The sequence below is a fragment of the Pseudomonas sp. FeS53a genome, assembly GCF_000931385.1.
GTDB lineage: Bacteria > Pseudomonadota > Gammaproteobacteria > Pseudomonadales > Pseudomonadaceae > Metapseudomonas > Metapseudomonas otitidis.
On record NZ_JYFT01000014.1, the window covers coordinates 39,539 to 57,286 of the forward strand.

Below are 17,748 nucleotides of genomic sequence, written 5' to 3' on the forward strand. Positions count from 1 at the left end.
AGGCACCGCCCCCGCGCCAACAAGAACAAACACGCGAACGGAGAAATGCGATGTCATCCATCAGCATCAGCCAGCTGGACGTCAGCTACGGCAGCGGGATCAAGGTCATCGACGGCCTCGACCTGCACATCCCCGACGGCAGCTTCTTCACCCTGCTCGGCCCCAGCGGCTGCGGCAAGACCACCCTGCTGCGGGTGATCGCCGGCTTCATCCGCCCCAGCGGCGGGCGCCTGGTCTTCGGCGACGTCGACATGACCCAGGTTCCCGCCCACCGCCGGGGCATCGGCATGGTCTTCCAGGACTACGCCCTGTTCCCCGACAAGACCGTGTTCGACAACGTCGCCTACGGCCTGCGCGCCCGCCGGACCGACGCGGCGACCCTGCGCCGCAAGGTGGGCGAGTACCTGGAGCGGGTCGGCATGAGCGGCTTCGCCGAGCGCTACCCCGCTGCCCTCTCCGGCGGCCAGCGGCAGCGGGTGGCCCTGGCCCGCGCCCTGGCCATCGAACCCGAGGTGCTGCTGATGGACGAGCCGCTGTCCAACCTCGACGCCCAGCTGCGCCTGCAGATCCGCGCCGCCATCGCCGACCTGCAGCGGGAGATCGGCATCACCACCGTCTTCGTCACCCACGACCAGGAAGAGGCCCTGGCGCTCTCCGACTGCATCGCCCTGATGCGCAAGGGCCGCATCGAGCAGCTGGGCAGCCCCCAGGCCATCTACCAGTCCCCCGCCAGCACCTACGCCGCCGACTTCATCGGCTCGGCCAACCTGCTGGCCGCACGGGTGCTGGAACAGGCCGGCGACGACGGTATCCGCGTGCTGGTGGCCGGCCAACCGCTGCAGGCCCGGGCCGAGACGACGCTGCCCGAGCCCGAGGTGCACCTGGTGGCACGGCCGGAAAGCATCCGCCTGCGCCCCGCCGGGCAGAGCCTCGGCAACTGCCTGGCCGGTCAGGTGCGGCGCAAGCAGTACCTAGGCAACCGCACCAGCTACCGCATCGAACTGGCGGACGCCCAGCAGCTCAGCGTCGACCGCTTCGGCACCGACGGCGACGGCTTCCACGAAGGCCAGCCGGTGAGCCTGGAGTTCGACCCCGCACAGCTCCGGGTGGTGGCCCAATGAACCGGCGCCTGCCCTCTCCCTGGTTGCTCCTCGCCCTGTTCGCCCTGGGGCTGCTGCTGGTGTTCCTGCTCTGGCCCCTGGCCAACCTGCTGCACGGCAGCGTGGCCGGTGCCGGCGGCAGTGGCTGGGCCCAGTTGCTGGACGAGCCGCGCTACCTGCGTGCCCTCGGCAACACCTTGCTGCTGGGCGCCCTGGTGACGGGCTGCGCCAGCGTGCTCGGGGTCTCCCTGGCCTACGTCACCGCGCGCTTCGACTTCCCTGGCAAGGCGCTGGTGGCGGTGCTGCCGGTGTGCACCCTGGTGGTTCCGGAGGTGATCGTCAGCCAGACCTGGCTGATGATCCTCGGCAACAACGGCCTGCTCACCCGCGCCCTGGAGGACCACCTCGGCCTCGCCCTGCCCAGCTTCTACGGCTGGCCCGGCCTGGTGCTGGTGATGAGCCTGGTCTACTACACCTACATCTACCTCGGCACCCTGGCCGCCATCCGCGGCTTCGACGCCCAGCTGGAAGAAGCCGCCCAGAGCCTCGGCGTGCCGCCGGCCAAGGCGCGCCTGCAGGTGATGCTGCCGGTGGTGCTACCCGCCGTGCTGGCCTCCGGGCTGCTGGTGTACACCCTGGTGGTGGGCAACTTCGCCATCGCCACCCTGCTGGGCGGCAAGGTGCAGCTGCTCTCGGTGCTTACCTACCTCAGCTTCGTCTCCGAGATGGGCACCAACGCCGGCCTGCAGAGCGCCCTGGCCACCCTGTCCATCGCCATCGTCGCCGGGGTGCTGTTCCTCCAGCGCTGGCTGGTGGGGCGCAAGCGCTACGAGATCGTCCAGGGCCGCAGCGCCCCGGCTAAGCGCCTGCGTGGGGTACGCGGCGCGCTGCTGGGCGCGGCCACGGCGCTGTTCATCCTGCTCTCCTCGCTGCCGCTGCTGACGGTGCTGGCCAGCGCCTTCACCCGCTCGCGGGGGCCGGTGATGCACTGGGGCCAGTTCTCCCTGGAGAACCTGGAGCGGGTCCTGCTGCGCAGCCCGGAACCCATCCTCAACACCCTGGCCTACGGCGCCCTGGCGACCCTGGTGGGCATCCTGCTGAGCGTGGTCATCAGCTACCTGGTGATCAAGAAGAAGAACCTGCTCACCCCGGCCATCGACTACCTCGCCATGCTGCCCCTGGCCATGTCCGGCACGGTGCTCGGCATCGGCCTGGTGATGACCTTCAACAGCGGCCCGCTGGCCCTCAGCGGCACGGCGGCGATCATAGTCGTCGCCTTCGTCATCCGCCGCTTCCCCTTCGGCGTGCGCAGCGCCTCGGCCACCCTCTACAACATCCCCGACTCCATCGAGGAGGCCTCCATCAGCCTCGGCGTGCCGCCGCTGCGCTCCTTCTTCAAGGTGGTGCTGCCGCTGATGGCGCCCGCCGTCGCCGCCGCGGCAGTGCTCACCTGGACCACCATCGTCGCCGAGCTGAGCGCCTCGCTGGTGGTGTACTCGGCCGGCCGCGAGACCATCACCATCCAGGTCTTCCGCCTGGTGGAAACCGGCCTCCAGGGCCAGGCGGCGGCCTACGGGCTGGTGCTGGTCCTGCTCACCCTCGTCCCGGTGGTCATCGCCACCCGGGTGTTCCGCATCAAGGTCTTCTGAACCGCAAGGAAGGACTCGCCATGAACGCCACCTGGAAGCACCGGCTGCCCGCCCTGCTGGCCGCCCTCGCCCTCAACCTGCTGCAACCCGCCATCGCCCGCGAGCAGGCGGTGCTCTACACCACCAACAACGACTCGGCGGTGCAGGCCCTGCTGGACAGCGGCCAGCGCCTCGACCCGGGCCTGAAGATCGGCGTGGTCAACGGCTCCAGCGCCGCCCTGCTCAAGCGCATCGAGGCCGAGGGCCAGGCGGCTCGGGCCGACGTGTTCTGGAGTTCCCAGCCCAACACCCTGGGCGCCTTCACCGCGCTCTACGCGCCCTACCGCTCGCCCCAGGCCCAGGCCATCCCCGAGGCCCACCAGCACCCGCAGCAGCTGTGGAGCACCGCCAACATCCAGGTGGTGGTGATGATGGTGAACCGCAAGCAGCTCGGCGGCCTCAAGGAGCCCACCCGGTGGCGCGACCTGCTGGACCCGGCCTGGAAGGGGCGGATCATCGTCGGCGACCCCACCGCCACCTCCACCGCCTACACCGCGCTCTGGGGCCTGCGCCAACTGCTGGGCGAGGACGACTTCCGCCGCCTGGCCGCCAACCTGGTGGTCTCGCGCAACTCCAGCGCCGTGCTCAACCAGGTGGCCCAGGGCGAATACGCCGTCGGCCTGACCTTCGAGGGCAACGCCTACGCCTATGTCGCCGGCGGCCAGCGGGAGATCCGCCTGGTCTATCCGGCCGACGGCACCTTCGTCACCGAAGAGGCCCTGGTGCTGGTGAAGAACGGCCCCAACCCCGAGGCCGGCAAGCGCCTCTACGACCTGCTGCTGAGCCGCGACACCCAGATCGCCCTGCTGGAGCAGGCCTACCGCCGGCCGAGCCGCAGCGACATCGAGGTCAGCGCCCATGTCGAGCTGCCGGAGCTGAAGGACATCGCCGTCTTCCCCACCGACGAGCAGGCCGCCATCGCCGGCCGCGACGCCTTCCTCAGCGCCTGGAAAGGCCTCGACAAAGCCCTCTGACACGGAGCCGGACATGACCGCCCACCACCACCGCGCCACCGCCGAACACCTGGCCGACCTCGCCCGCGCCCGCCTGCAGGCCCACTGGCAGACCGCCCTGGAGGACGGCCAGCCTTTCGAGGACAAGGACGACGCCAGCCCCGTCACCGTCATCGACCGCGCCATCGAGCACGAACTGCGCGAGGCCATCGCCCGCCACACGCCCAGCTTCGGCGTGGTGGGCGAGGAATACCCCGACCACCAGCGCGACGCCGAATACAGCTGGGTGCTCGACCCCATCGACGGCACCAAGGCCTTCATCGCCGGGGTCCCGGTGTACGGCACGCTGATCGCCCTGTGCCGCGACGGGCGCCCGGTGCTGGGGGTGGTCGACCTGCCCATCGCCGGCCTGCGCTGGGTCGGCGTGGAAGGCCAGCCCACCCGGCTCAACGGCCAGCCGGTGCGCACCCGCCCCTGCGCCGAGCTGGCCCGCGCGCTGCTGGCCAGCAGCAACCCGGAAAGCCTGCCGGACACCCACCTGGCAGCCTTCGCCCGGCTGCGTGACGCCACCCGCTGGCGCCTCTACGGCGCCGCCTGCAGCGCCTACGCCAACCTCGCCCGGGGGCGCATCGACCTGGTGGCCGACGGCGGCGGCATGGCGCCGGTGGACTACTGCGCCCTGGTGCCGGTCATCGAAGGGGCCGGCGGGGTGATCAGCGACTGGCAGGGCCGCCCGCTCGGCCTTGGCTCCGGCAGCAGCGTACTGGCCGCCGGCGATCCCCAGTTGCACCGCCAGGCCCTGGAACGCCTGCACCAGGCCTGAACCGCCCGAGGTCACAAGGAGGACACGCCATGACCGCCATCCATTTCCGCCTTCCCCTCGCCCTGTCGCTGGCCCTCGCTCTGGGCCTGGCCGAGGCGGGCGGCTTCCTCGACGACAGCCACGCCACCCTGTCGCTGCGCAACTTCTACTTCAACCAGGACAACCGCGACGGCCACGCCGGCCAGACCGAGGAATGGGGCCAGGGCCTGCGCCTGGACTACCAGTCCGGCTACACCGAAGGCACGGTGGGCGTCGGCCTCGACGCCATCGGCCTGCTCGGCCTTCGCCTGGACGGCGGTGGCCGCGCCGGCAAGGCCGACCAGGCCCGTACCCCCAGCGCGCTGTTTCCCCTGGAGCACAATGGCCGCGCCCGCGACGAATTCAGCAGCCTCGGGCTCACCGCCAAGCTGCGGGTCGGCGCCAGCGAGGCGCGGGTCGGCACCCTGATCCCGCGCCTGCCGGTGATCAAGGCCAACGACGGGCGCCTGCTGCCGCAGACCTTCGAAGGTGCCCAGCTGACGGTGCGCGAGTTCGACGACCTCACCCTGCTGGCCGGTCGCCTGCGCCAGGCCAAGGGGCGCGCCCAGAGCCACCGCGACGACCTCTCCATCAACGGCGCCAACAGCCCGCGCAAGCCCGGCAACGCCGTCAGCGCCGCGCCGGCCCGCCACAGCGACGCCTTCGACTTCCTCGGCCTGGATTACCAGGTCAGCGAGCAACTGCAGGTGCAGTACTACCTGGGCCAGCTGGAGGACTTCTATCGCCAGCACTTCGTCGGCCTCAACCACGAGCAGGCGCTGCCCCTGGGCACGCTGAAGACCGACCTGCGCCACTTCGACACCCGCGCCACGGGCCGCAACGCCAGCCGCAGCGGCCGCGCCGAGGGCTACACCGCCGCCGGCTACTACGGCCCCGGCAACGGCGAGAGCGGCGCCCATCGGGGCCGGGTGGACAACCGTGCCTGGAGCGCCCTGTTCAGCTGGAGCCTCGGCGCCCACACCCTCGGCGCCGGCTACCAGCGCCTGAGCGGCGACAGCCACTTCATCCAGCCCAACCAGGGCAACGGCAGCGACGTCTACCTGATCACCGACCGCCAGCTGAACAGCTTCGCCCGCGCCGGCGAACGCACCTGGCTGGCCCAGTACGGGCTGGACTTCGGCACCTGGGGGCTGCCGGGGCTGACCAGCAACGTCGCCTACCTCAAGGGCAGCGGCATCCGCTCCGAACGCGGGCACCTGCACGAGTGGGAACGGGACTTCACCCTGGCCTACGTGGTGCAGGCCGGACCGGCCAAGGGCCTGGGCATCACCTGGCGCAACGCCAGCCTGCGCAGCCAGGCGAGCACCGACGTCGACCAGAACCGGGTCTTCCTCACCTACAGCCTGGCGTTGTTCTGACGGGTGCTTGAAATGCCCTGACGGCCAGGCGGTGGAGGGCATGGCATCGCCTGGCCGTACAGGTCTTTCAGAAACGTCCGAGGCACCCGGGCTGCTAACGTCCCCGGACCCACGCACCGGGAGGCCCCCATGAAAGCGATCCCCATCCAGGCCGTACTCGACGGCATCCCCAAACCCCACCCCTTCGCGCCGGCCTGTGCCGAGCTGCAGCCGGTCGCGCCCTTCCAGCCGGGCCCGGCCACGGTGCAGCTGGGCCACCTGGACGGCGAAGGCCCGTGGCAGCGCCACCCCGAGGGCGATGCGCTGCTGCAGGTGCTGGAAGGTGAAATGGAGATCAGCCTGCTGGCGGTGATCGGGCTGGTGCGCGAGCCCCTGCCGGCGGGCTCGCTCTATGTGGTCCCGCGCGGGCTCTGGTACCGCCTGGAGGCGAAGGCCGCGTCGATCCTGGCGGTGCTGCCGGAAAAGGGCGAGAGCGAGCGCTCGGCCTACCCGCTGCGGGTGGAACGCAGCGCCTGAGGGCTCAGGCGGCGCGGGGCAAGGCGTCGACCGGCGCCTCGTCCCGTGCCGGCGCAGGGGCCAACAAGCCCAGGCGCACCAGCACCCAGGGCGCCAGCACCGCGACGAAGGTGCCGATGGCCAGGCCACGGAAGGCCTGCCAGGCCGGGCCCTCCAAGTGCAGTGCCAGCCCCGTGTGCTTCAACCCCCACTGCAGGCCGATGAAGGCCAGCGCGCCGAGCACCGCCGCCGTCATCCGTCGCCACAGCGGCACCGCCACGCTGAACCCCACGCGCCGGTAGCCGATGATCACCACCAGCATCAATCCCGCCAGCAGCGGTACATAGCTCGGCGGCTCGCCGCGCCAGGTGAGCGCGAAGGCCGCCGACACCGCCACCACCAGCGCCAGGTGGGCCAGCGCCGGGCCCTCGCGCCAGAAGCGCCAGCGCCTGGCCAGGGCGAACAGGCCGAGGGTCGCCAGGCCCAGGGCGCTGCCGCCGAGCAGGTCCTCGATGTCGTGGGCGCCCAGGTACAGGCGGCTGAACAGGATGCCCGCCACCAGCACGCAGGCCAGGCCCCAGAACCACAGGCGGCGCACTTCCAGCGCCAGCCAGAACCACAGCACCACCGACAGCTGCGCGTGACCACTGGGCAGGCCGAAGCTCTCGCCCACCTCGTGGTCCATGCGCAGGGCGATGTCCGGGCGCGGGTCCTGCCAGTAGTCCTTGAGCCAGGCGTTGAGCAGCGCGGTCACCGCCACCAGCACCAGCAGGCGGAAGAACACCGTGCGCTGCCAGGCCCAGTAGCCCAGCGGCAGGAAGAAGAGGATGAACTTCTCGTAGCCCAGCAGGGTGAAGAAGCGCATCAGCGGCGTCAGTGCGTCGCTGCGCAGGGGCAGCACCCAGTCCAGGCTGTGCAGCAGCTCGTTCATGGCGAGTCCTTTCCGGAGGAAGGCGCCTACTGATACGCGAGGACCTGCGGAGCGGCAAGCCCCTCGCCGAGCTGGGCCAGCAAGCGCTCGCGCAGCCAGCGGTTGCCCGGCTCGCCGGCCGCCTGTTCGTGCCAGTACAGGTTCAGCGTCACCGGCGGCAGGGGCAGCGGCATCGGCAGTTCCCGCAGCGGTGCGATGCGCGTCAGCATCGGGCAGTAGGCCGCGGCCACGGTCAGCAGCCCGTCGCTGCCGGCGGCCAGTTGTGCGGCGGTGAGGTAGTGCTGGCAACGCTGCACCACGTGGCGCGAGAGGCCGAGGCTGTCCAGGGCCAGGTCCTCCACCGAGATGCTGCGCCGCCGCGAGGTGACGGCGATGTGCCGCGCCGCCAGGTAGCGCTCGGCGTCCAGTTCGCCGACGAAGGCCGGGCCGGCCAGCACCCGCAGCGGCTCCCGCAGCAACTGGCACTGGCGCAGCTCGGCATCCGCCGGGCGTGCCACCTCCACGGCCAGGTCGATGTGCCCGGCGGCCATCTCCAGTTTCAATTCGCCCCAGCGCACGCTGGTGCTGCGCACGCCGACCCGTGGCAGGTGCGGGCGCAGGGCGGCGACGATGGGCGGCAGCAGCAACGGCTCCAGCTGCTCGGGCATGTTGAGGATGAAGGTGCGCGAGTCCCGCGTCGGGTCGAACTGCTGCAGCCGGTCCACCCCGCCCTGCAGCAGCGCCAGGGCCTCGCTCACCACCGGGGCCAGGCGCAGGGCCACCGGGGTGGGGGCCACGCCGCGCCCCTCGCGGACGAACAGCGGGTCCCCCAGTTGCTCGCGCAGGCGCGCCAGGGCGTGGCTGATGGCCGACTGGCTGAGGTGCAGCACCGCCGCCGCGCGGGTCAGGTTGCGTTCGCGGTGGATCACGTCGAAGACGCGGAACAGGTTCAGATCAACACGGCCAAGGGCTGGCCATTCATGTTCCTTATTCATGGTTGCGCCTCCACGCTCACGGAGGGTGCCCGCCCCTCTGCACCGGTCATGCACGGCACCCTAGCGCCACCTCCACCAACCATGCAGCAGATTCATGATCGTGAATGAACAACCATCAGTTCCCACGTCCCTGGGGGCTGCCTAGGATGCCCGGACCCCGCACCACAAGAACAAACCCTAGCGAGGCCCCATGAACGAACACGCCTACCTGCAGGCGCTCGCCGAGCGCCGCAAGCTCGCCTGGCCCCAGGGCCTGCCCCGTACGCCCCAGTACCCGCTGGGGGAACGCCCGCTCACCGAGTACCTGCGCGAATGGGCGCGGCGCCAGCCCGAGGCCGCCGCCGTGCACTTCTATGGCCACCGCCTGGACTGGGCGGAGCTGGACCGCCTGAGCGACCGCTTCGCCGCCCTGCTGGTGGAGCGCGGCGTGGTGCCGGGGGACCGGGTCGCGGTGTTCCTGCCCAACTGCCCGCAGCTGCACATCGCCTTCTGGGGCATCCTCAAGTGCGGCGCGCTCTATGCGCCGGTCAGCCCGCTGTCCAAGGGGCTGGAGCTGGCCTACCAGCTCAACGACAGCGGCGCCGCCGTGCTGCTGTGCTTCGACCAGCTGCTGCCGGTGGTGCGCGCGGTGCAAGCTGAAACCCCGGTGCGCCTGCTGATCGCCACCAGCCTCGGCGAACTGCGCCCGGCCACGCCCAGCCTGCCGCTGCCCGACCTGCTGCTGGCGCCCAAGGCCAGCGCCGAGGACTGCCTGGACTTCTACCCCGCCCTGGCCGCCTGCCAGACGCCGACGCCCAGCCACCAGCCGCGCCTGGAGGACGCCGCCGCGCTGAACTACACCGGCGGCACCACCGGCCTGCCCAAGGGCTGCATCCACACCCACGGCGACATGCTCTACACCTGCGCCAGCTTCGTGCCAGTGGCCCTCGGGCTGGACCCGCAGTCGGTGATGCTCAACTTCCTCCCCGAGTTCTGGATCGCCGGGGAGAACGCCGGCCTGCTGTTCCCGGTCTACGCCGGCTGCGCTCTGGTGCTGCTGGCCCGCTGGGATGCGGAAGCCTTCATGGCCGCCGTGCAGCACTACCGCGTCAGCCACTGCGGCCTGCTGGTGGACAGCGCCGCCGAGGTGCTGGACCACCCCCGCGTCGGCGAATTCGACTTCGCCAGCCTGCGCCGGGTCGGTGCTATCTCCTTCGTCAAGAAACTCACCCGCGACTACCGCGCGCGCTGGCGCCAGCTCACCGGCTGCACCCTCTACGAATTCGCCTTCGGCATGACCGAGACCCACACCTGCGACACCTTCACCTACGGCCTGCAGGACGGCGACTTCGACCTCAGCCAGGCGCCCACCTTCGTCGGCCTGCCGGTGCCGGGCACCGAGTTCAAGGTCTGCGATTTCGACAGCGGCGCCCTGCTGCCCCTGGGCCGTGAAGGCGAGCTATGCCTGCGCTCGCCCTCGCTGCTCAAGGGCTACTGGCAACGCCCGGAGGCCAGCGCCGAGGTGCTGCGCGACGGCTGGCTGCACACCGGCGACCTGGGGGTGATCGATGAGCGCGGCTTCATCCGCTACCTGGGCCGGCGCAAGGAGATGCTCAAGGTCAACGGCATGAGCGTGTTCCCCAGCGAGCTGGAGGCGCTGCTCGGCCAGCACCCGGCCGTGCTGGCCAGCGCCGTGCTGGGCCGCCCTCACGAGCAGCGCGGGCAGCAGCCGGTGGCCTTCATCGTGCTCAAGCCGGGCGCCGAGGAGACGCCGGAAAGCCTGGTCGCCTGGTGCCAGGACGCCATGGCCGTCTACAAAGTACCGGAGGTGCGGCTGCTGCCGGCGATGCCGATGACCGCCACCGGGAAGATCAAGAAGAACGAACTGGAAGCCTTGCTGTGAACCGACCCTTCGCACGCCTGCTGATCGCCAACCGTGGCGAGATCGCCATCCGCATCGCCCGCGCCGCCGCCGAGCTGGGCATCGACAGCGTCGCCGTCCACGCCGAGGACGACCACGCGGCCCTGCACACCCGCAAGGCCGACCGCGCCGTGGCCCTCGCCGGCCAGGGCCCGGCGGCCTACCTGGACATCGCCCAGCTGGTGGCCATCGCCCGCCGCGAGGGCTGCGACGCCCTGCACCCCGGCTACGGTTTTCTCAGCGAGAACGCCGAGCTGGCGCGCCAGTGCGAGACCGTCGGCATCCGCTTCGTCGGCCCGGCGCCCGAGGCCCTCGAGCTGTTCGGCGACAAGGCCCGCGCCCGCGCCCTGGCCGAGCGCTGCGGCGTGCCCCTGGCCGCCGGCACCAACCGCCCCACCTCGCTGGAGGAGGCCCGCGCCTTCCTCGCCAGCCACGGCCCGCTGATGCTCAAGGCCCTGGCCGGCGGCGGCGGGCGTGGCATGCGCCCGGTGCACCGGGCGGAGGAGCTGGACGAGGCCTACGCCCGCTGCCAGTCCGAGGCCCGCGCCGCCTTCGGCCGTGACGACCTCTACGTCGAACGGCTGATCGAAGGCGCCCGGCACATCGAGGTGCAGGTGCTGGGTGACGGCGAGCGCGTCAGCCACCTGTGGGAGCGTGACTGCAGCCTGCAACGGCGCCAGCAGAAGCTGGTGGAGATCGCCCCCGCCGTCGACCTCGCCCCGGCCATGCGCCAGGGGATGCTCGACGCCGCCCTGCGCCTGGCCGGCGAAACGGGCTACCGGGGCCTGGGCACCTTCGAGTTCCTGGTGGACCCGGCCCGGGGCGACTTCGTGTTCATGGAGGCCAACCCGCGCATCCAGGTGGAGCACACCATCACCGAGGCCATCACCGGCGTCGACCTGGTCCAGGCCCAGCTGCACCTGGCGGCCGGCGCCCGCCTGGAGGACCTCGGCCTGGACGAGCCGGTGGCCCCGCGCGGGGTCGCCGTGCAGCTGCGGGTGAACCTGGAGACCCAACTCGCCGACGGCAGCACACGCCCCGCGGGCGGCACCATCAGCGCCTACGAGCCGCCCAGCGGCCCGGGCCTGCGGGTGGACGGCCACGGCTACGCCGGCTGCACCACCAACCCGCGCTACGACGCGCTGCTGGCCAAGCTGATCGTCCAGGCCGACGACCTGCCCGCCGCCCGGCGCCGGGCCTATCGCGCCCTCTGCGAATTCCGCCTGGAGGGCGTGGCGAACAACCTGCACCTGCTGCAGAACCTGCTGCGCCGCCCCGAACTGGCGGCGCCGGTGGACACCCGCTTCCTCGAACGCCACCTGCCCGAGCTGCTGGCGCCCCAGCCCAGCGCCCACCCGCACCTGTTCGTCAGCAGCGCCGCCCCACAGGTCGAACAGGCCGGCGGCATCGACGCCCCACCCGGCTGCCTGCCGCTGCTCGCCCCCAGCCAGGGGGTGCTGGTGAGCCTGGACGTGGCCGAAGGCGACAGCGTGGCCCTGGGCCAGCCGGTGGCGGTGCTGGAGGCGATGAAGATGGAGTTCGTGGTCAAGGCCAGCCACAGCGGCCGCGTCCGCGCCCTGGCGGTGCAGCCCGGCGACAGCCTGTTCGAAGGCGCGCCGCTGCTCTACCTGGAGCCTGCAGAGGTGGACGGCGAGGCGGTGGCCAGCGAGGAAAGCCTGGACCTGGCGCACATCCGCGCCGACCTCGCGGAAGTGCTCGAACGCCACGCCATCACCCGCGACGAACGCCGCCCGCAGGCGGTGGCCAAGCGCCGCAAGACCGGCCAGCGCACCACCCGCGAGAACCTCGACGACCTGCTCGACGCCGGCAGCTTCATCGAATACGGCGCCCTCGCCCTGGCCGCCCAGCGCCGGCGCCGCAGCCTGGAGGAGCTGATCGAGCAGAGCCCGGCCGACGGCCTGGTGGCCGGCATCGGCACGGTCAACGCCGACGCCTTCGGCGCCGAGGCCGCCCGTTGCATGACCATCGCCTACGACTACACGGTGTTCGCCGGCACCCAGGGGGTGATGAACCACAAGAAGACCGATCGCATGCTCGGCCTCGCCGAACAGTGGCGCCTGCCCCTGGTGCTGTTCGCCGAGGGCGGCGGCGGTCGGCCGGGGGACTCGGACTTCGTCGGCGTCGCCGGGCTGGACTGCCACACCTTCGTCGCCATGGCCCGGCTATCCGGCCAGGTGCCGCTGGTGGGCGTCGTCTCCGGCCGCTGCTTCGCCGGCAACGCGGCCCTGCTGGGCTGTTGCGACGTGATCATCGCCACCCGCAACGCCAGCATCGGCATGGCCGGCCCTGCGATGATCGAGGGCGGCGGCCTGGGTCGCTACACTGCCGAGGAGGTCGGCCCGGCCGCCGTGCAGGCGCCCAACGGGGTGATCGACATCCTGGTGGAGGACGAGGCCGAAGCGGTGGCCGCCGCCAAGCGCTACCTGTCCTACTTCCAGGGCCGCCTGGCGGACTGGCGCTGCGCCGACCAGCGTGCGCTACGCCACGCCATCCCGGAGAACCGCCTGCGGGTCTACGACATCCGCGCGCTGATCGAGACCCTGGCCGACGCGGACTCGGTGCTGGAACTGCGCCGCGCCTTCGCGCCGGGGCTGATCACCGCCTTCATCCGCATCGAGGGGCGCCCCTTCGGGCTGATCGCCAACAACCCCGCCCACCTCGGCGGCGCCATCGACGCCCAGGCCGGCGACAAGGCCGCGCGCTTCATGCAGCTGTGCAACGCCTTCGGCCTGCCGCTGCTGTCGCTGTGCGACACCCCCGGCTTCATGGTCGGCCCGGAGTCGGAGAAGCAGGCCACGGTGCGCCACGTCTCGCGCATGTTCGTCGCCGCCGCCGCGCTGGAGGTGCCGGTGTTCACCGTGGTGCTGCGCAAGGGCTACGGCCTGGGTGCCCAGGCCATGGCGGCCGGCAGCTTCCATTCGCCGCTGTTCACCGTCGCCTGGCCCAGCGGCGAGTTCGGCGCCATGGGGCTGGAGGGCGCGGTGCGCCTGGGCTACGCCAAGGAGCTGGCCGCCGTGGAGGATGCCGGGGAGCGCGAGCGGCTGTTCCGCAAGATGGTCGACAAGGCCTACCAGAACGGCAAGGCGATCAACATGGCCAGCTTCCTGGAGATCGACGCCGTCATCGACCCGGAGCAGACCCGCGCCTGGCTCCTGCGCGGCCTCAACGCCACCGCGCCCTCTTCCGCACAGGAAGGCGGCAGGCGGTCGTTCGTGGATACCTGGTAGGCCGCCTTCGCGAGCAGAGCTCGCTCCTGCGCAGTAGCGCCGTTTGTCAGCGCTGTAGGGGTGGGCTTCAGCCCTCGCTGTCTGCCGCTGGTGGGCTGAAGCCCGCCCTACAAGGCTGTGTCCCGGTATCGAATCGAGGGCCTGTGGTGGGTGACGCTGCCGGGCCGCCCGGGCATCCGACGCCATGTCTTGGGCAGGCAAAGCGGCATCAGGTAAACTGCCGCATCTTTTTGCACCCATAACGATTAGCCTGATGCCCACGACGTTCCATGAGATTCCCCGCGAGCGCCCGCTCACGCCCCTGCTCGACCGCGCGGAGACGCCGGACGCGCTGCGTCGGCTGGGCGAGGCCGAGCTGGAAACCCTGGCCGACGAACTGCGCCAGTACCTGCTCTATACCGTCGGCCGGACCGGCGGGCATTTCGGCGCGGGGCTGGGGGTGGTCGAACTGACCATCGCCCTGCACTACGTCTACGACACGCCCGACGACCGGCTGGTCTGGGACGTGGGCCACCAGGCCTACCCCCACAAGATCCTCACCGGTCGCCGCGAGCGCATGGGCACGCTGCGCCAGAAGGACGGCATCGCCGCCTTCCCGCGCCGCTCGGAGAGCGAGTACGACACCTTCGGCGTCGGCCACTCCAGCACCTCCATCAGCGCGGCCCTGGGCATGGCCATCGCCGCCCGCATGCAGGGCTCGGGGCGCAAGTCCATCGCCGTGATCGGCGACGGCGCGCTCACCGCCGGCATGGCCTTCGAGGCGCTGAACCATGCCTCGGACGTGCAGGCCGACATGCTGGTGATCCTCAACGACAACGACATGTCGATCTCCCACAACGTCGGCGGGCTGTCCAACTACCTGGCCAAGATCCTCTCCAGCCGCACCTACGCGAGCATGCGCGAGGGCAGCAAGAAGGTGCTCTCGCGCCTGCCCGGCGCCTGGGAGATCGCCCGCCGCACCGAGGAATACGCCAAGGGCATGCTGGTCCCCGGCACGCTGTTCGAGGAGCTGGGCTGGAACTACATCGGCCCCATCGACGGCCACGACCTGCCCACCCTGGTGGCCACCCTGCGCAACATGCGCGACCTCAAGGGCCCGCAATTCCTCCACGTGGTGACCAAGAAGGGCAAGGGCTTCGCCCCGGCCGAGCTCGACCCCATCGGCTACCACGCCATCACCAAGCTGGAGCCGCTGGACGCCCCGGCAGCGCCGAAGAAGCCGTCCGGGCCGAAGTACTCCAACGTATTCGGCCAGTGGCTGTGCGACATGGCATCACAGGACCCGCGCCTGGTGGGCATCACCCCGGCGATGAAGGAAGGCTCGGACCTGGTGGCCTTCGCCGAGCGCTTCCCGGAGCGCTACTTCGACGTCGCCATCGCCGAGCAGCACGCCGTGACCCTGGCGGCCGGCATGGCCTGCGATGGCGTGAAGCCGGTGGTGGCGATCTACTCCACCTTCCTCCAGCGCGGCTATGACCAGCTGGTGCACGACGTGGCGGTGCAGAACCTCGACGTACTGTTCGCCATCGACCGCGCCGGCCTGGTGGGCGAAGACGGCCCGACCCACGCCGGCAGCTTCGACCTGTCCTACCTGCGCTGCATCCCCGGCATGCTGGTGATGACCCCGAGCGACGAGAACGAACTGCGCCTGCTGCTGACCACCGGTTACCACTTCCAGGGCCCGGCGGCGGTGCGCTACCCCCGTGGCAGCGGCCCCAACGCGGTCATCGAGCCGGAACTGGCGCCGGTGCCGATCGGCCAGGCGGTGGTTCGTCGTCGCGGCAGCGGCGTCGCCCTGCTGGCCTTCGGCGTGCAACTGGCCGAAGCCCTGCAGGTGGGCGAGCGCCTGGACGCCACGGTGGTGGACATGCGCTTCGTCAAACCCCTGGACGAGGCGCTGCTGCGTGAACTGGCCGGCAGCCATGGGCTGCTGGTGACCATCGAGGAGAACAGCGTGATGGGCGGCGCCGGTGCTGCCGTCAGCGAGTTCCTCGCCCACGAGAACCTGCAGGTGCCGGTGCTGCACCTGGGCCTGCCGGACTACTACGTGGAACACGCCAAGCCGGCGCAGATGCTGGCCGAGTGCGGCCTGGACGAGGCGGGCATCGAAGCCGCCGTGCGCCAGCGCCTGGCCTTGCTGGACCCGCAGGCCCCTTCGAAGGCCGCGGGGCTGTAACCCGGGACTCGGCTGCGCCGCTGGTGGCGCAGCCGGACCGGTGATTCACCTCTGGCGGACCCCTCCTTCGCCACCTTCCCCACCTTGAACAATCGGCGCTCGCCGATCTGGCGGCTGCCCCCAACTGTTCGCCGTGATTCCAAAAAGCAGGCGTTAACGCGCCTGGGCCAGGCGTTCGCACAGCGCGCGGGTGGCCCCGAGCATCTGGAAGCTGGGGCGTTCCAGGCCCCGGTCGGGCACTGCCCAGACCTGGCCGGCGGCCACCGCCGGCAGTTGCGGCCAGGCCTGCCAGGCGGCGGCCTGGGCCGGCTCGCTGACCAGGATGACGCGGGGCTGGCGCTGCAATACGGCCTCGATGCCGACCTGGGGCGCGGGCAGGTCGAGGTCGGCGAACAGGTTGCGCGCGCCGCACAGGGCCAGGGCGTCGCTGACGATCTGCCGACCGCCCAGGGTGTACAGCGGGTGGTCCCAGACCTGGTAGAACACCGGCAGCGGCGGCTCCCGGTGGTAGCGCTGGCGCAGCTCGGCCAGGCCGTCGCGGAAGCGCCGGGCCAGGGCCTGGCCTTCGGCGCCGTGGCCGACCCGGGGGCCGATCTGTTCGAAGACGCCTGCCAGCTCGTCCAGCCGACGCGGTTCGATCACCAGCAAGGGGATGCCGAGCTGCTCCAGGCGCTGCTGCATGGGCGCGCCGACGCTGTCGGGCCAGAGCAGGATGAGGTCGGGCGCCAGGGCCACCACGCGCTCAAGCTGCACCTGGCCGTAGTGGCCGACGCTGGGTAGCGCGGCCAGGGCCGCCGGGCGCTCGCCGCCGTCGAGGACGCCCACCAGGCGGTCCTCGGCATGCAGTTCGAGCATGATTTCGCTGAGGGAGGGGGCCAGGCTGACCACCCGCCGTGCGCCGTCATCGGCCAGCGCCGGCAGCACCAGGCCCAGCAGCAGGAGGCCGAGCAGGCGGTGCATCAGGCCAGTTGGCGGGGAATGCGGTAGAGCGACAGCACCACGGCGCTGCTCAGGGCCAGCAGCACCAGGGCCACGGCATTGAGCCCGGCGAACACGGCGACGGCACCGACCCAGGCGGGCAGGCCGGCGCCCAGCAGGGCGACGCGGCGCACCCGGCGCAGCTCGATCCAGGCTTCGCGCTCGTGGTCGCCGTCCAGTGCCTTTTCGGTGGCGATCAGGGCGCGCTTGTAGCCCCGGAACAGCGGCAGGCTGATGAACATGGAGATCAGCGCGGCGACGAACAGGGGCATTTCCAGGGCCGGGAACACCGGGTCGCCGGAGCCGAACAGCAGGTTGACCAGGAACAGCGGGCCCAGGGCGGCGCCCAGGTGTGCCCACCATTCGAGGGCCAGCAGGCGGCGGACCTGGCTGCGGGTCATAGCTCGACTTCGCCCTGGTGCAGGCTGCCCAGCATGTGGCCGAGCTTGCCGGCCTTGGTGGCCAGGTACTTCTGGTTGTGCGGGTTGAGGCCGGTCTGCAGCGGCACGCGCTCGGCGACGCGGATGCCGAAGCCTTCCAGGGCCTTCACCTTGCGCGGGTTGTTGGTCATCAGCTTGATGCTGCTGATGCCCAGGTGTTCGAGCATCGGCAGGCAGAAGGCGTACTCGCGCTGGTCGGCGCCGAAGCCCAGGCGCTCGTTGGCTTCGACGGTGTCGGCACCGCCGTCCTGCAGCTCGTAGGCGCGGATCTTGTTCAACAGGCCGATGCCACGGCCTTCCTGGCGCAGGTACAGCAGCACGCCACGGCCGGCTTCGGCGATGGCACGCAGGGCGGCCTCGAGCTGGAAGCCGCAGTCGCAACGCAGGCTGAACAGGGCATCGCCGGTCAGGCACTCGGAGTGCAGGCGCCCCAGCACGGGCTGGCCGTCGGCAATGTCGCCCATGGTCAGGGCGACGTGTTCCTTGCCGCTTTCCTCGTCGAGGAAGCCGTGCATGGTGAACAGGCCAAAGGGCGTGGGCAGTTGGGAGGCGGCGACGAAAACGACGGACACCACGGTTCTCCTGGGATTGCGAAAGGCCGGCATTGTATCAGCAGCGTCTGCCGGCCCGTCAGACTGAATAGTT

Annotated in this window: 14 protein-coding genes; 9 read left to right on the forward strand and 5 right to left on the reverse strand. The window is 71.1% G+C overall.

What is annotated here, in order from left to right; all coding sequences use genetic code 11:
• Window positions 1–50 precede the first annotated feature (50 nt).
• The 6 genes from SZ55_RS05260 to SZ55_RS27045 all read left to right on the forward strand — a co-directional run bounded on the left by SZ55_RS05260 (window position 51) and on the right by SZ55_RS27045 (window position 6,477).
• Complete coding sequence (locus tag SZ55_RS05260; protein ID WP_044402463.1) at window positions 51–1,121, forward strand: ABC transporter ATP-binding protein; 1,071 nt, start codon at window positions 51–53, stop codon at window positions 1,119–1,121.
• Complete coding sequence (locus tag SZ55_RS05265) at window positions 1,118–2,749, forward strand: ABC transporter permease (protein ID WP_044402466.1); 1,632 nt, start codon at window positions 1,118–1,120, stop codon at window positions 2,747–2,749. Before SZ55_RS05260 ends, SZ55_RS05265 begins: the two co-directional genes overlap by 4 nt.
• A gap of 20 nt (window positions 2,750–2,769) precedes the next feature.
• Entirely contained in the window at window positions 2,770–3,762 is a 993-nt protein-coding gene (locus tag SZ55_RS05270) for an extracellular solute-binding protein (RefSeq protein WP_052807524.1), read from the forward strand.
• Between the two features lie 13 nt (window positions 3,763–3,775).
• Window positions 3,776–4,564, forward strand: a complete 789-nt coding sequence (locus tag SZ55_RS05275; RefSeq protein ID WP_044402469.1) for an inositol monophosphatase family protein — start codon at window positions 3,776–3,778, stop codon at window positions 4,562–4,564.
• Between the two features lie 29 nt (window positions 4,565–4,593).
• Window positions 4,594–5,961 carry an OprD family porin gene (locus SZ55_RS05280; RefSeq protein WP_044402472.1) on the forward strand — a complete coding sequence of 456 codons (1,368 nt, stop codon included), beginning with the start codon at window positions 4,594–4,596 and terminating at the stop codon, window positions 5,959–5,961.
• Window positions 5,962–6,090: 129 nt separating this feature from the next.
• A complete protein-coding gene (locus SZ55_RS27045) occupies window positions 6,091–6,477 on the forward strand; it encodes a hypothetical protein (RefSeq protein WP_052807525.1) in 387 nt (128 codons plus the stop codon).
• 4 nt (window positions 6,478–6,481) lie between these two features.
• Here the strand turns inward: SZ55_RS27045 and SZ55_RS27050 are convergent, their stop codons facing one another.
• Both SZ55_RS27050 and SZ55_RS05295 read right to left on the reverse strand, forming a co-directional pair.
• Window positions 6,482–7,387 (reverse strand): phosphatase PAP2 family protein, encoded by a 906-nt coding sequence (locus tag SZ55_RS27050; RefSeq protein ID WP_052807526.1) that lies wholly within the window; start codon window positions 7,385–7,387, stop codon window positions 6,482–6,484.
• A gap of 26 nt (window positions 7,388–7,413) precedes the next feature.
• Complete coding sequence (locus tag SZ55_RS05295) at window positions 7,414–8,361, reverse strand: LysR family transcriptional regulator (RefSeq protein WP_044402474.1); 948 nt, start codon at window positions 8,359–8,361, stop codon at window positions 7,414–7,416.
• 190 nt (window positions 8,362–8,551) lie between these two features.
• Here SZ55_RS05295 and SZ55_RS05300 point away from each other — a divergent pair, with 190 nt between their 5' ends.
• From SZ55_RS05300 to dxs, 3 genes are all read left to right on the forward strand, one after another.
• A complete protein-coding gene (locus tag SZ55_RS05300; RefSeq protein WP_044402476.1) occupies window positions 8,552–10,243 on the forward strand; it encodes an AMP-binding protein in 1,692 nt (563 codons plus the stop codon).
• Window positions 10,240–13,509, forward strand: a complete 3,270-nt coding sequence (locus SZ55_RS05305; RefSeq protein ID WP_044402478.1) for an acetyl-CoA carboxylase family protein — start codon at window positions 10,240–10,242, stop codon at window positions 13,507–13,509. Before SZ55_RS05300 ends, SZ55_RS05305 begins: the two co-directional genes overlap by 4 nt.
• Before the next feature lie 253 nt (window positions 13,510–13,762).
• A complete protein-coding gene (gene dxs, locus SZ55_RS05310) occupies window positions 13,763–15,685 on the forward strand; it encodes a 1-deoxy-D-xylulose-5-phosphate synthase (protein WP_044402481.1) in 1,923 nt (640 codons plus the stop codon).
• Window positions 15,686–15,838: 153 nt separating this feature from the next.
• Here the strand turns inward: dxs and SZ55_RS27305 are convergent, their stop codons facing one another.
• Genes SZ55_RS27305 through ribA form a run of 3 tightly spaced genes read right to left on the reverse strand, consistent with a single transcriptional unit; the run spans window position 15,839 to window position 17,675 of the window.
• Window positions 15,839–16,645 (reverse strand): cobalamin-binding protein, encoded by an 807-nt coding sequence (locus SZ55_RS27305; protein ID WP_082078145.1) that lies wholly within the window; start codon window positions 16,643–16,645, stop codon window positions 15,839–15,841.
• Window positions 16,645–17,064 carry a hypothetical protein gene (locus SZ55_RS05320; protein WP_044402486.1) on the reverse strand — a complete coding sequence of 140 codons (420 nt, stop codon included), beginning with the start codon at window positions 17,062–17,064 and terminating at the stop codon, window positions 16,645–16,647. Before SZ55_RS05320 ends, SZ55_RS27305 begins: the two co-directional genes overlap by 1 nt.
• Complete coding sequence (ribA, locus tag SZ55_RS05325) at window positions 17,061–17,675, reverse strand: GTP cyclohydrolase II (protein ID WP_044402489.1); 615 nt, start codon at window positions 17,673–17,675, stop codon at window positions 17,061–17,063. Before ribA ends, SZ55_RS05320 begins: the two co-directional genes overlap by 4 nt.
• Window positions 17,676–17,748: the final 73 nt, after the last annotated feature.